This window comes from Adhaeribacter sp. (assembly GCF_057359045.1).
The window spans coordinates 35,402-49,078 of the sequence record NZ_JBMQUD010000012.1 but is presented as its reverse complement, the minus strand read 5'-3'; the positions used below and the strand labels follow the sequence as shown (position 1 = coordinate 49,078).

General features: G+C 42.9%; 14 protein-coding genes and 1 tRNA gene. 11 read left to right on the top strand and 4 right to left on the bottom strand.

The genetic code is table 11. The features are described 5' to 3' along the window. Positions 1 to 18 precede the first annotated feature (18 nt). The 4 genes from ACO1R6_RS02495 to ACO1R6_RS02480 all read left to right on the top strand — a co-directional run bounded on the left by ACO1R6_RS02495 (position 19) and on the right by ACO1R6_RS02480 (position 2,733). Positions 19 to 456 (top strand): VOC family protein, encoded by a 438-nt coding sequence (locus ACO1R6_RS02495; protein ID WP_486261888.1) that lies wholly within the window; start codon positions 19 to 21, stop codon positions 454 to 456. Then, positions 456 to 755 carry a DNA-directed RNA polymerase subunit alpha C-terminal domain-containing protein gene (locus ACO1R6_RS02490; RefSeq protein ID WP_486261887.1) on the top strand — a complete coding sequence of 100 codons (300 nt, stop codon included), beginning with the start codon at positions 456 to 458 and terminating at the stop codon, positions 753 to 755. The genes ACO1R6_RS02495 and ACO1R6_RS02490 overlap by 1 nt, the downstream gene beginning before the upstream one ends. Positions 756 to 761: 6 nt before the next feature. Further along, positions 762 to 1,601: a VOC family protein gene (locus ACO1R6_RS02485; RefSeq protein ID WP_486261886.1), complete on the top strand. Its 840-nt coding sequence runs from the start codon at positions 762 to 764 to the stop codon at positions 1,599 to 1,601. A gap of 325 nt (positions 1,602 to 1,926) precedes the next feature. Continuing rightward, entirely contained in the window at positions 1,927 to 2,733 is an 807-nt protein-coding gene (locus ACO1R6_RS02480) for a YncE family protein (protein ID WP_486261885.1), read from the top strand. 258 nt (positions 2,734 to 2,991) lie between these two features. On the opposite strand, the gene ACO1R6_RS02475 is transcribed toward ACO1R6_RS02480, so the two are convergent. The 4 genes from ACO1R6_RS02475 to ACO1R6_RS02460 all read right to left on the bottom strand — a co-directional run bounded on the left by ACO1R6_RS02475 (position 2,992) and on the right by ACO1R6_RS02460 (position 7,892). Continuing rightward, a complete protein-coding gene (locus ACO1R6_RS02475) occupies positions 2,992 to 3,792 on the bottom strand; it encodes an NIPSNAP family protein (protein WP_486261883.1) in 801 nt (266 codons plus the stop codon). A 540-nt stretch (positions 3,793 to 4,332) separates the two neighbouring features. Then, a complete protein-coding gene (locus tag ACO1R6_RS02470) occupies positions 4,333 to 5,475 on the bottom strand; it encodes a Fic family protein (protein ID WP_486261882.1) in 1,143 nt (380 codons plus the stop codon). Positions 5,476 to 5,921: 446 nt separating this feature from the next. Further along, positions 5,922 to 5,995, bottom strand: a tRNA-Pro gene (locus ACO1R6_RS02465). Positions 5,996 to 6,107: 112 nt separating this feature from the next. Further along, entirely contained in the window at positions 6,108 to 7,892 is a 1,785-nt protein-coding gene (locus tag ACO1R6_RS02460) for an ABC transporter ATP-binding protein (protein ID WP_486261880.1), read from the bottom strand. Between the two features lie 285 nt (positions 7,893 to 8,177). Between ACO1R6_RS02460 and nusB the strand changes: the two genes are divergently transcribed. From nusB to coaE, 7 genes are all read left to right on the top strand, one after another. Further along, on the top strand, positions 8,178 to 9,353 hold the full coding sequence (gene nusB, locus ACO1R6_RS02455) for a transcription antitermination factor NusB (protein ID WP_486261879.1): 1,176 nt from the start codon (positions 8,178 to 8,180) through the stop codon (positions 9,351 to 9,353). Between the two features lie 100 nt (positions 9,354 to 9,453). Continuing rightward, the gene (locus tag ACO1R6_RS02450; RefSeq protein ID WP_486261878.1) at positions 9,454 to 9,765 is read left to right on the top strand and encodes a YtxH domain-containing protein; all 312 of its coding nucleotides are present in this window, start codon (positions 9,454 to 9,456) and stop codon (positions 9,763 to 9,765) included. A gap of 147 nt (positions 9,766 to 9,912) precedes the next feature. After that, positions 9,913 to 10,947, top strand: a complete 1,035-nt coding sequence (locus ACO1R6_RS02445; RefSeq protein ID WP_486261877.1) for an isocitrate/isopropylmalate dehydrogenase family protein — start codon at positions 9,913 to 9,915, stop codon at positions 10,945 to 10,947. Between the two features lie 114 nt (positions 10,948 to 11,061). Next, complete coding sequence (locus ACO1R6_RS02440) at positions 11,062 to 11,607, top strand: DUF1573 domain-containing protein (protein WP_486261876.1); 546 nt, start codon at positions 11,062 to 11,064, stop codon at positions 11,605 to 11,607. 12 nt (positions 11,608 to 11,619) lie between these two features. Next, positions 11,620 to 11,940, top strand: coding sequence for a preprotein translocase subunit YajC (gene yajC / locus ACO1R6_RS02435; protein WP_486261875.1), 321 nt, complete (start codon positions 11,620 to 11,622; stop codon positions 11,938 to 11,940). 48 nt (positions 11,941 to 11,988) lie between these two features. After that, positions 11,989 to 12,933 (top strand): hypothetical protein, encoded by a 945-nt coding sequence (locus ACO1R6_RS02430; RefSeq protein ID WP_486261874.1) that lies wholly within the window; start codon positions 11,989 to 11,991, stop codon positions 12,931 to 12,933. A gap of 2 nt (positions 12,934 to 12,935) precedes the next feature. Then, positions 12,936 to 13,553 carry a dephospho-CoA kinase gene (gene coaE / locus ACO1R6_RS02425; RefSeq protein WP_486261873.1) on the top strand — a complete coding sequence of 206 codons (618 nt, stop codon included), beginning with the start codon at positions 12,936 to 12,938 and terminating at the stop codon, positions 13,551 to 13,553. Positions 13,554 to 13,677 lie beyond the last annotated feature (124 nt).

The following is a 13,677-nucleotide window of genomic DNA, read 5'->3' as shown; positions in this document are numbered from 1 at the left end:
CCATCTAAAAATACCATTATGGCACAAGTAAGCACTTACCTGAACTTTACTAACCAAACTGAAGACGCTTTTAACTTTTACAAAACTGTATTTGGTACCGAATTTATTGGCTGTATCACCCGTTTCAGCGATATTCCGCCCTCCGACGACATGGCGCCCATACCGGAAGCCGACAAGAACCTGGTAATGAACATAGCTTTGCCTATTCTGGGCGGACACGTAATTATGGGAACCGACGCGCCCGAGTCAATGGGTTTTCGGTTAACCAAAGGCAATAATGTTTATATTACCCTGCAACCCGATACCCGCGCCGAAACCGACCGGCTGTTTAAGGCTCTTGCAGAAGGTGGCCAGGTAGAACAAGAATTGCAAGACATGTTCTGGGGCGATTACTATGGCAGTTGCCAGGATAAATTTGGGGTACAGTGGATGTTTAACTGTGACCAGAAAAAATAATGCCTGGGCAGCCCAAAACAGTACGGCCTTGTAAAAACGGCCATCGGTTTACCAAAAGCAGCGACTGTCTGGTTTGCCCTACCTGTGAAAACGAGCGAAAGCAGCCGGATGGTTTTCTGTTGCTGCTGGCAGCACCGGCCCGGCGGGCCTTAGAAAATAAAGGCATTACTACCGTAGAACAACTAGCCAATTGTACCCCAAAAGAAATTCTGCAATTGCACGGCATGGGTAAAAGCTCATTGCCAAAACTAATGCAAGCCTTAGCCGCTCAAAAATTAACCTTCAGAACCGATAACTAAATAACCATGACTAACGAAATATTCCCTTGCCTTTGGTTTAACGGCAATGCCAAAGAAGCAGCCGAACTGTACTGTTCTATTTTTAAGGATTCAGGCATTACCGTTGATACGCCCATGGTGGTTAACTTTTCGTTAGCGGGCCAGAAATTTATGGGCTTAAACGGCGGGCCAGCGCATGTACCCAACCCCTCTGTTTCTTTTTATGTAGTCTGCGAAACAGGCGCAGAAATTCAAAATGCCTGGGAAAAGTTGTTGGTTGGCGGCAGCGTGTTAATGCCTTTAGACCAATACCCCTGGAGTGCGCAATACGGTTGGGTGCAGGATAAATATGGGGTTAGTTGGCAATTATCACTGGGGGAATTAGCAACGGTAGGTCAGAAAGTTACGTCCTGTCTTATGTTTACCGGCCAGCAAGCCGGCAAAGCCGAACAAGCTATTCATTTTTATACTTCGATATTCGAGAATGCATCGGTGGTAGGTATTTTTAAGTACGACGAAAAGGATAACGATGTAACCGGCACGGTAAAACATGCCCAGTTTAAATTAGGAAACCAGCTATTTATGGCTATGGATAGTTCTTTGGCGCACGCATTTGGTTTTACTGAGGGAATATCTTTCGTAATCAATTGCCAAAATCAGGAAGAAATAGATTATTACTGGAGTAGGCTTACGGCTGGCGGCCGAGAAGATAGGTGCGGTTGGCTAAAAGACCAATACGGCGTATCCTGGCAAATTGTACCGGCCATTCTGGGTAAACTCATGACCGATGCCGCAAAAGCGCCGCGCGTTATGCAGGCTTTTATGCAAATGAAAAAATTTGATATTGCTACCTTGGAAAACGCCTGAGTAAGTAAAATAGCTATTCCTGTTTAAGTAAAGCTAAAATAGCTTAGGCCTGTTTAGTATACAGCCGATATAAGAAGAGAATAGGAGCGTTTAGCCTCTGTTCTCTTCTTTTTTATTATAAGGCAATACAACGGCCGTACAAGTAGTATTTTGTTCTACTTTCCATCAGATTGTCTTGATAGTTTATCAAATAGTAAATATTATTTCCGTAGCCGCCCGGCAAGGAGTCCTTCACGAAACAGGCTTTATTTTTTAATGAAGAATATTTTTTTCATTTTAGACCTGTTCTAATACATTATTGATAAAAATATTACCAGCTACCACCATGAATAGAGTAACCAGCTATAGCGGCCTTATTATTTTCTTTTTGCTGCTTTTTCCAGGATTTGGATTTTGCCAAACCGCAAAAGAGATAAAACGGTTTAAAGTACCGGCTGCACAACAAGGGGTGGCGGTAGATAAAAATTATTTTTACGTTATTAATAACAGCACAATCAGCAAACACCGCAAAGATAACGGGCAGGAGGTTGCCAAATGGGATGGCACCGCCGAAGGTATTAAACATTTAAATAGTGGCAATATTATGAAAGGCAAACTTTATTGTGCCAATTCTAACTTTCCGGAGCAACCAATGGCGGGGTCTATCGAAATTTTTGATGCGGCCACATTAAAACATATAGGCACCCATAGTTTTGGTATCGGCAATGGTTCTGTTACCTGGATTGATGAACACGATGGCTTTTGGTGGGTAGGCTTTGCGAACTATTCCGGCAAATATGCGGCGGAAGGAAAAGATACCCGCTGGACCTCGCTGGTAAAATACACCAAAGACTGGGCACAGGTAGAAGCATGGGTATACCCGGCCAACATTATTCAGGCGTTTATGCCGATGAGCAATTCTGGCGGAAGCTGGAGCAAAGATGGGTACCTGTACTGTACCGGGCACGATAAGCAAGAACTATATGTAATGAAATTGCCCCGGAGTGGCTATATCCTGGAGCATGTAAAAACAATCCCGACCACCATTCATGGCCAGGGCATTGCTATAGACCGAACAATTAAAAACAAGGTAATCGTTTATGGATTGAGCGCTAAAAAAGAAGCAACCATAGTGGTTAATGAAATAGAGTAACGTTTATTTATTTAGTAGATATTTATTCAGGCAGGAAGTATAAATAAACAAATTTTGCCTGTACCGGTCCGCCGGCTAGGGTAAAAGTATAGAAGCTGCTTCAGATTTATGTTTCGAACAGCACCCGACGCCATGGGTGCTGTTATCACCGCCCATTCTAAAGCTTTTGCCTTTTTCTTTCCTGGGTCACTAGGGCCAAGGCTAAATTATTCTCCAATCTTGATGTACTAAACAGGTTTATCAAATAAACCTTTGCTATTAAACCTGGGAGAAAGCAGTAGGCACCAGAAAAGTTCTGGTTATTCTGGAAACAATTTTAGCGTTGGCGTAATCTGGTATGCTACTTATTTTTTTCCATTCCGGGTCGCTGCCAAATACTTTCCAGTTGCGGTCATGTTCTTCCATGTCGTCGAAGGTAAGCATGTAAGTAAGGTTGGGGCGCATTTCGCCAATAATGGTTTCGCCAAAAAATACCGGCGTAAGCCCTACTCTTTTAAAAATGGCAATTTCACCGGCCTCGTTAAACATTTCTATTTTCTTTTTCCCGGCTACTTCGCTGTGGCTTTCGTACCGACGTAACTCAAACATCCGGGGCTTTTTGGCGGGTACTTCTATTTTGGGCATGTTGGCAAAAGCCTTCATAAAAGAACTCTCAATGCGGTCGTAGGCCGGGTCGGTGGCGGGCGCGTTTAAATAAGCGGCCCCGGCTTTTATATAAGCGCTATCGGTGGCCAGCTTATCCGTTACTTTCATAAAATCTTCTACCGAATTAAACGGAATAATAGCGTATAGTTTGGTTTGTCCTTCGGGTTGCTGCTCCGTAAAAACGCCAATATTTTTACTGCCTAACCGGTTTAAAGCCGGTATAGCGGCATTCTGGAAATAATCTTCTACAATTTTTTGTTGCTTTTCGTTTTTTAAGGTATACACCCGCAACTCGTAAAACTCCTGGTTAGCTTTTTTTTGTTTCGTATCGGCCGCCGCCAGGCTTACCTGCGCGGAGAGGGTGGTTAAAGAACCAACCAGCAATGATGTTTTTACAAAATTCCGTCTTTTCATAAGGCGTAAAACTATGGTGGATATATAAAAGTTCTCTTTGCCCGAATAACCTGCAAATATTTACTTTTAAAGCTTAAATTTTAAGGGCTGAAACTAAAGTTAAACTTCTGTACAAAGTAGAAAAAGCCTTTAAACCATCCAAATTATATCTAAACAATTGGTTAAACTGTGGCTGGAAATGGCGTAGGTACATTTGGCGTTGGGCACTCTTCAGGAAGACCAGATAATGAATGCACTGAGTCCACAATTAAGTTGGACGCACCTGTAACGTAATTACCCACTAAGGAAGTATTTGCCAGCAGATTGAAAAAAGCTATTGAATTAGTCTAGAGAAAGAATAAAACAATAAGATAAATCTATTAAAATAAATGTTTTTAAGAATAACGATTTATTTCAAAAGTTCCCTGCAATGATGTTTTCTAGCGACCTCTGATCTTTAGTTATGACCAAGCACAAACGGATGCTTACGCTAGAGGGAGAAATGTCCGGCTATATTAAGTTAGCCGGGCTTTATTATCATTTTACCGAAAGTAATGTCTATCAATCCTTAAATAGGTCTAAATAAGGAGCGAAAATATACATACGATTACGGCTCTGTCCGGTCATCTCTTTTAAAGTACCTACCTTCTCAAAATTATCTATTAGTTCTCCCGCGGCTTTTTTGCTTAATTGGCAAATCCTTTGTACCTCTTTTACATTTGCTACTGGGTGTACAAACAGCTCAAGTAATAGTTTCAATGCAGATTGGGTGCGTCTTCCCCAATTTTGGTGTATTTCATTTTCCAAATCTTGTTTTAATTTAATAATTTTTGAAAGTGTATCTACTGCATCTTGAGCCGTTTTTTCTACTCCAATTAAAAAATATTTAAGCCAATGGAGCATGTCGTTTTTATCTCTGACACGAGTAAGATTATCATAATAATTTGATTTATTTTTCTCAAGATATGAAGATAGGTATAAAAGCGGCTGATGAAGTATTTTCTGATCTACCAAAAATAAAGTTATTAGTAGCCGTCCTATACGTCCATTCCCATCTAAGAATGGGTGAATAGTTTCGAACTGGTAGTGTGCTATTCCAATACGTATAAGTGCAGGCACGTTAATTTGATCATTGTGCAGAAAATTTTCTAAATCACCTATTAACTCGTCTACATACATATGAGCCGGAGGTACAAAGATTGCATCTGCGGGACCGCTACCTCCTATCCAGTTCTGACTACTACGAAATTCACCAGGTAATTTATGTTCTCCTCTTACCCCACTTAGCAATTTTTGATGGGCTTGTTTTAATAAACGGGAGGACAATGGCAATTTACTTAAGCTTATTATAGCATCGTTTAAAGCGGAAGTATAATTGTTAACTTCCTTCCAATCGTTTCGTCTTTCAGGATTGATTTCTTCTTCAGGTAATATTGCTTCATCAAGATTTGTTTGGGTACCTTCTATCCGGCTTGAGATAACAGCTTCTTTCGTAACGTGTAGAGAAATGAATAAATCTATATTAGGTACAAGTCTAGCATAAGAGTTCAGTTCTCCTAACCTGATAGAAGCCTTTTCTAATAAAGTATTAAGTTGCGAATCTGACCATTGCCATTGCTCATTAACTTTTGTAGGGACAAAAAACTTGTATCCCGTCCCTGGTTGCCAATATCCAGCCTTATATTTTTCTAATTGAATTGCCATTTTTTGCTCCTAAAAGTAAACTATAAATATCGTTAGTTTACTTTTAGGTTCAAAAGTAAACTAACGATATTTATAGTTTACTTTTATTACATTTTGTTGTAAACTAAAATAATCGAAATAATGATTATAAAATATCATTACTAAATAACCTAATGAAGAAATATTTTAAGCTGTTTGTCAATAGTCCCTATAGGTTTAAACTGCTGGTGTTACTATTTTAGTCTGTTTTGCTAAAGGCAACTCTAGCTGTCTGAGTTTTAACTTTTGCTTCAATTCAGCTAATTCTTGATTTTACATGCTACGATTGCTGAGTTTTTCCCTGCATGGTTAGTATCACATGCAATAAAACTATAGCATCTTAAAAATACGGGTACTATTAAGTCGATGCGTAGTATTCACCAAACAAAAAAGCCTCCCGAACTTATGTTCAGAAGGCTTTTTATTCGTCGGGATGGCAGGATTTGAACCTACGACCTCCAGCACCCCATGCTGGCGCGATACCGGGCTACGCTACATCCCGCGGTGTTGTGGATAGCAAAATTAAATAAAAAATCTAAATCTAAAAGGCCTCCGGCAAAAAAATCTGCTTAAATAAATTAATCCTAAACAGAACCTCTGGCAAAGGCAAATATTTATTCCTGGTCTTCGGTTTGGAGTTGCTTTTCGTAAAGAGCTTTGTACAAACCTTCTTCGGCCAGTAAGTCGGTGTGGGTACCATGCTGCACCACTTCGCCGTCGTCGAGTACCAATATGTGGTCGGCGAGTTTCGCCGACGATACCCGGTGCGATATAATAATGGTGGTGCGGTTTTCCATAATGCGCTGCAGGTTGTTCAGAATAGCATTTTCGGTTTTGGTATCTACCGCCGAGAGCGAATCGTCGAGGATTAAAATACGGGGTTCTTTTACCAGCGCCCGGGCAATGGAAACCCGTTGCTTTTGCCCGCCCGATAAGGTAATGCCCCGCTCGCCCAGCTTGGTTTCAAACTTTTCGGGAAAGCGCATAATATTTTCGTACACGTCGGCATCTTTGGCGGCCTGCACCATCCGGGCTTCAGAAAGCTCGTCCATGCCAAAGCCAATATTGTTTTTAATGGTATCGGAAAACAAAAATACATCTTGCGGTACGTAGCCAATCTGGCTGCGCAATGTGGGTATGTCGTAATCGCGTACATCGGTGTCATCGATGGTAATAATGCCGCTGGAGGCATCGTAGAGGCGGCACAGCAAGGCCGCAATGGTGCTTTTGCCGGAGCCGGTATTGCCAATTACCGCCAGCGCTTCGCCGTGTTTAATCCGGAAGTTCAGGTTTTTAAGGGCATGAATCTGGGTATCGGGGTAAATAAAGTTTACATCCTGGAACACCACATCGCCGGTAATTTCTTTTTGGATGTGCTTTTGCGATACAATATCGGTTTGGGTGTGCAAAAACTCATTAATGCGTTGCTGGGAGGCCGCTGCCCGCTGCACTAAACTGGTGGTCCAGCCCAGCGACGTTACCGGCCAGGTAAGCATGTTTACGTAAATTAAAAACTCGGCCACGTTGCCGGTAGTAATGCTGCCGTTTATTACTTCTTTGCCGCCAATGTACACGGTAATAATGGTGCTCATGCCAATTAAAAACAAGATGAGCGGGAAAAATAAGGCGTTTACAAAATTCAGTTCCAGCGATTTATCTTTGTAATGGTTGCTGGCTACGGCAAAGTTTTGCTGTGAGTCTTCTTCGCGCACAAAAGATTTAATTACCCTAATACCCGAAAACGCTTCCTGCACAAAGGTGGTAATACCCGACAGGCTTTTCTGGATTTCGTCGGATTTGCGCTCGATAATGCTGTTTACATAATAAATACTTACCGATAAAATGGGCAGCGGCAGTAAGGTATACAGGGTAAGCCGCGCGTTTACCGAAAACATATACGGTACCACCATTAAAAACAGAGCCACCAGGTTTATGCCGTACATAATGGCCGGCCCCAGGTACATGCGCACCCGGCTCACATCTTCCGAAATACGGGCCATTAAGTCGCCGGTCCGGTTTTGGCGATAAAAGCTTAGGGGCAGGGTTTGGTAGTGGTGGTAAATTTCGTTCTTCAGGTCATTTTCTATCAGCCGCGACATTACAATAATGGTTTGGCGCATGTAAAACGTAAATATACCTTTTAGTAAAGCCATGAGTAAAATAATGCCGGCGTACAGGCTTACGTTGCGGGCAAATACATCGTAAATATCCTGTTGCTTATCCAGGCCGGTATACAACTGGTGCAGGGTAATGCCTTCTTTTACCAAATCGAAGGCGTGGCGTACTATCTGGGCCGGAATAATGGCAAAAATGTTAGAAAGCACCACAAACAAAATACCCAGCAGAAACCGGTAACGATATTTGTATAAATATTTATTTAAATGGCCTAAAGATTTCACAAACGCAGTTTTAAGTAGAAAACGGTTAAACGCAATTTTTTGGCATTGGGCTAATCAAAATAAAAAGTTAATTTTGCACCCGCATTTAAGGCCTTCGCGTTTAAACGTGCGCACAAAGATAACAACCAAAGCTTTAAATAAAGGGTTTAATAACCGATTAGGAAAATAGCAACCGCCAGGCAGGTACCAGAGAAAAGAACGCATATTTACAAAAATCGGCTAACTTCTGGTAATAAACGGCGGTATTCTTTCAGATAATAAAACGTTCTTTAACATACTTACTTTATGCTTAACCGCAGAACCTTACGAATAAAAGCCATGCAAGCCATTTACGCCTATCAACAGGCCGAAGGCTCGGATTACCTGATGGCCCTCGACGGCATTGACGAAACCTTTGCCCCTGATTTAATGTCGATGGAGCCCCAGGACCGGAAAAAACTGCAGGGCCAGAAAGAATTAGCGACCATCTTGTTTAAAGAGTGGTACGATACGCGCCGTTTCGACAACGACGAAGAAGATCCCGGAATAAAAGCTGCGGTTAACCGGGCCATCTTATTTTATCAGAACCAGATTAAAAAAGATTTTAAATTTTTTGGTCAGCAAATGCTGCAGGCCGTCGAAAAAATTTACGACCATTACCTCAATACCCTGCAAATCATGAATGTGTTTGTCCGGCTGATTGAAGAAGATCAGCAGCGGCGCACCAACCGGTATACCGAGGCTACTGAAAAAAGCGCCCAGCCTTTTCTGCAAAACCAGGTACTGCAAAAATTACTGGCTAATAAATCGTACCAGGATTATTTGGTGCGGCGCAATATTAAATGGGCCGAAGAAGATTTAGACGTAATCCGGCAGCTTTACAAAACCGTTTTGCGCAAAGACGAAGAATTTATAAACTACATTTCGTGGGGCACCCATACCTACGAAGAAGACCACCAGCTCATTAAACATATTTTCAAGAACATTATTTTTAAAGACAAAAACTTACAATCTTTGTTTGAAGAGCGGGACCTGAACTGGGAAGAAAACCGGGTAATTGTAAAAAACCTGGTAAATAAAACCGTTAAGCTCCTCGATGAAGAAAGTAACGAAAACTTAGCGTTGCTGGATTTATCGTCGAACTGGGAAGACGACCGGGCCTTTTTTGAAGAGCTGTATAACAAAACGCTGGAAGAAGATACCCACTACGAAACCTTGATTATGAGCCATATTCAGAACTGGGATGTAGAACGGGTAGCCCTGATTGATAAAATAATCCTGAAAATGGCCCTCTGCGAGATGCATATTTTCCGGAGTATTCCCGTAAAAGTAACGATAAACGAATATATAGAAATTTCTAAGCTTTACAGTACTCCCAAAAGCAAGCAGTTTATAAATGGTGTACTCGATAAGCTGGCCCAGGAATTAACCGAAAACGGCACAATCCGTAAATCCGGAAGAGGCCTGATAGACAATAAATAGGGCTGGGCTAAAGTTAGGTTGATGTTGGCAGGCAGTTTTTGCCGGGCGCCAGGCTTTTAGAGTATAGGCTTAAATAGATAAATACCTATAAATTAACCGTATGAGTAAGAAAATAACCAATGCCTTAATCGCATTTGTATCCGGAGCAGCCACCGGCGCAGCGTTTGGCGTGTTGTACGCCCCCGATAAAGGCCGCGAAACCCGCGACCGGCTCACGTATCAGCTTTACCGTTACCGCGATATGTTGATAGATTTAACCGATAGTTTGCGTGAAGGCAAAGAAGAAGCCCCCTCGCAAACTGCTAAATCTGAAGGTCAGCGGGTAATAAAAGATGCGAAAGACAAAGCCGAAAAATTATTAGGCGATGTAGATACCCTGATTAACCAAATTAATAAACAAAGAGAAGTTTAATTTATTGTTAATTGTTTTATTGTTGATTGCTACTTGTTGATTTTTAGTTGTTTCTGTTAATTATTAAAAGATTAAAAAAGAATCAGAACAACCAACCGGCAAGGAGCAGAAACAAACAACAAACAACTAACAACTAACAACTAATTTATGAAACACGTAACGCTGATTCCCGGCGATGGTATAGGCCCAGAAATTACTGAAGCAGTAAAAACTATTTTTGCCGCCGCTCAGGTGCCGGTAGTTTGGGATGTTCATAATGCTGGTTTGGCCAGCCTCGAAGCCGGCGACGAACTAATTCCGGCTTCGCTGATTCAGTCGCTTACCAAAAACCGGGTAGCCCTAAAAGCCCCCATTACTACGCCCGTAGGCAAAGGCTTTAAAAGCATAAATGTGCAGTTACGCCAAAAATTTGATTTGTACCAGAATATCCGGCCGGCCAAATCTACCGAAGGTATTAAAACCCGGTACGGCAACGTAGATCTGGTATTGTTCCGCGAAAACACCGAAGGCCTGTACTCCGGTCTGGAAATGTACGACGAACGGCTGGGTATATCAGATTCGGTAGCCCGCGTAACCCACGTAGGTTGCCAGAAAATTTGCGATGCTGCCTTTGAATACGCGCATAAGCATAACCGCAAAAAAATTACCATTGTACATAAAGCCAATATTTTAAAAACAGCCGGCCGTATTTTATTAGATGCCGCGCAAAACTCGGCCCAACGCTTTCCGCACATTAAACTCGAAGATAAAATTATCGATAACATGTGTATGCAACTTGTAGACCGGCCCGAGCAGTTTGATGTGCTGGTAACCACAAACCTTTTCGGCGATATTCTGTCGGATTTATGCTCTGGTTTAGTAGGCGGTTTAGGTGTAGTGGCCGGGGCCAATATTGGTAAAGATATGGCTGTTTTCGAAGCGGTACACGGCTCGGCTCCTGATATTGCCGGTAAAGGCATTGCCAACCCAACAGCTATTCTGCGCTCGGCGCTTATGTTGTTGCACCACATTGATGAGCATGGGCAGGCTTTCCGGATAGAAGCCGCCCTGGAAAAAACCTTGCAAAACAAAGAGCAGTGCACCGGCGATTTAGGCGGACAAGCTTCTACCATGGAGTTTGCCCAACACGTAATAGATAATTTGGCGGCTTATGCGCCGGGCGGAATAGCCGTAGAAAAATAAATATTATTTTTCTTTACCCTGAATCAGAATACTTTTAGGGGTAATTTGCCCGTTTCTGGAAAGATTAAGTAGTATTAATTTAAAAAGTATAACGCAGGTATAACACCTTACAAAATGAAAAAGCATATTTTAATAGCGGCCGGGTTAGCTTTGTTCTGGGGCACTAGCTGCGATAACATGAATAAAAATACCGAAGGCGAAACAACAAACCAGGAGGCGGTTGCCGAAACCAATGCGGCTTCTGGTATGGCCCAAAACACGGTTAATAACCCCAATACAACTAACCCGCAGGAAATTGCCAGTACGGCCGATGCCCCGGTTATGACTTTTAAAGAAACCGAGCACGACTTTGGCAGCATTAAAGACGGCGAGGTTGTAAACCACACTTTTGAATTTACCAATACCGGTAAAACGCCTTTGGTAATAGAAAGTGCTACATCTACCTGTGGCTGTACCGTGCCCGAAGTACCAAAAGAACCAATTGCGCCTGGTGCTACCGGCAAAATACAAGTGCAGTTTAACAGCGCGGGTAAAGGCGGGCAGCAAACCATGAAAGTTATTAGCGTAAAAGCGAATACCCAGCCCGAAATAACCCAGGTAAATATTAAAGCCAACGTACTGGCCAATGAGGGGGCTAATGGCCCTTATCGTGCAAAATAAATTAAAGAAATAATGCTTCTTCAGATTTTATTACAGGCGGCTCCGGCCGCCAACGGCATCTCTAATTTTGTTTTTATTGGTGCTATTATTATTGTATTTTACTTTTTTATGGTACGGCCACAGCAAAAGAAGGTCCGCGATCAGAAAAAGTTTCGGGAATCTTTAACCAAAGGCGCGCAGGTGGTAACCATTGGTGGTTTGCACGGCCGGGTAGTGTCTGTAGAAGATACTACCGTTATTCTGGAAGTAGATAAAGGCTTGCGCTTAACTTTCGAAAAATCAGCTATTGCATCAGAGAAAGCGGCGGCTGCCACCGAGGTAGCAGCTAAGTAAACATACATTAATTTGCCTGCCCAGGGAGCGAAAAATTTAATACTGTGGTTGCTAAAACCATTTTATTCTAACGACCGGCAATACTGGAAAGTAGTGCTGCTATGTTTTATGGCGGCTTCTATTTTCTGGTTGCTGAATGCCCTGAACAAAAATTACAACAATATCCGGACTACTTACCCCTTACGTTTTGTTTATAACGAAGACAAGTATATTCCGCTCAGGCCCTTACCCGAACAAATAGATATAAATGTAAGCGGCAAAGGCTGGAAACTCCTCCGCAAGTATTTGCTCCTGGATGTGCGACCGGCCGAAATTGTATTGCTCTCTTTGCCCCGCCAGCCTTACTTGCCCGGCTCGGCGCTCCGCCAGAATGTGTCGTCGGTGCTGGACGGTTTGCAGCTAAATTTTATTTTTACCGATACCATCCATTTTAGCATAGATAGGCGGCTCCGGCGCAAAATTCCGTTAACCGTAGATTCCAGCAGCTTTAAAACTGCCGAAAACATGGTTATTGCTTCGCCCATTGCCATTAATCCGGATTCGGTACTTTTTGATGGGCCGGCTTCCATTGTAGGTAAGTTCCCTTCGCCTTATCCGGTTAAGTTGCCGGTTACCGATGTAGACCGTAGCTTTAAACGATACGTGCCCTTAAACTATAGCCACCAGGCGCTGGTAAAAGCCAGCGTGCCCGAAGTAGAAGTTTCTTTTGCGGTAAGTCCGCTTATCTGGGACGAAAAGGAATTAAGCCCGGTGCTGTACAATGTGCCGGAAGGTTTACATGTAAGTTTGCAGCCCGCTACGGTTAAGGTGCGGTATGCTTACCGGCAAAGCAATGCGGCCGCCATTACCCCCGATCAGTTTGAAGCCAGCGTCAATTACGTAAGTTTTAATCCGGCTGATTCTACGGCTACAGTAGAAATATTGCGCAAGCCGGTGCAAGTGCATCGCTTGCAAATACAACCCGCCAGAATTAAATTTAATATTACGCGCTAACCATGTTAAAAATAGGCATTACCGGCGGTATAGGGTCGGGCAAAACGGTTATTTGCCGGCTTTTTGCCTTGCTGGGTATACCGGTTTACGATTCTGATTTTCGGGCTAAATGGGTAATGCAACATGATACCTGGTTACGCGAGGCACTAATAAACGCTTTCGGCGAAAAAGCCTACGATGCTTCCGGCAACCTGGACCGGCCTTATCTGGCTAGCCTGGTCTTTAATCAACCCGATAAACTGGCCTTGTTAAACAGCCTGGTACATCCGCGGGTTAGAGCCGATTTTACCAATTGGCTGGCCGCGCAGGGGCCGGTACCGTACATTTTAAAAGAAGCGGCATTGATGTTCGAGAGCCAGGCCTACAAACAGGTAAATAAGGTTATAACCGTAAGTGCACCGCTAGACGTACGTTTAGGCCGGGTGCTCCAGCGCGACCCGCACCGCAATACCGCCGATGTGCAAGCCATTATAGACAAGCAACTCCCGGAAGAAGAGCGCCAGCAACGCGCCGATTATATTATTTTTAACGACGACCAGCAATTGGTTATTCCGCAGGTACTGGCTTTACACGAAGAGTTTCTGCAATTAAACCCGCAAATTTCTTCTGTTCTGGCTTAAGTAGTTGCCAAAGAATATCCCGGCTAAAATAACTTTTAAATGATAGTTGTTGCTGTAGCGTACTTCTTTAAAGTAAACTACAGGCACAGGTTTATACCAAATTTGTGTTTCGGTTTAAAATACT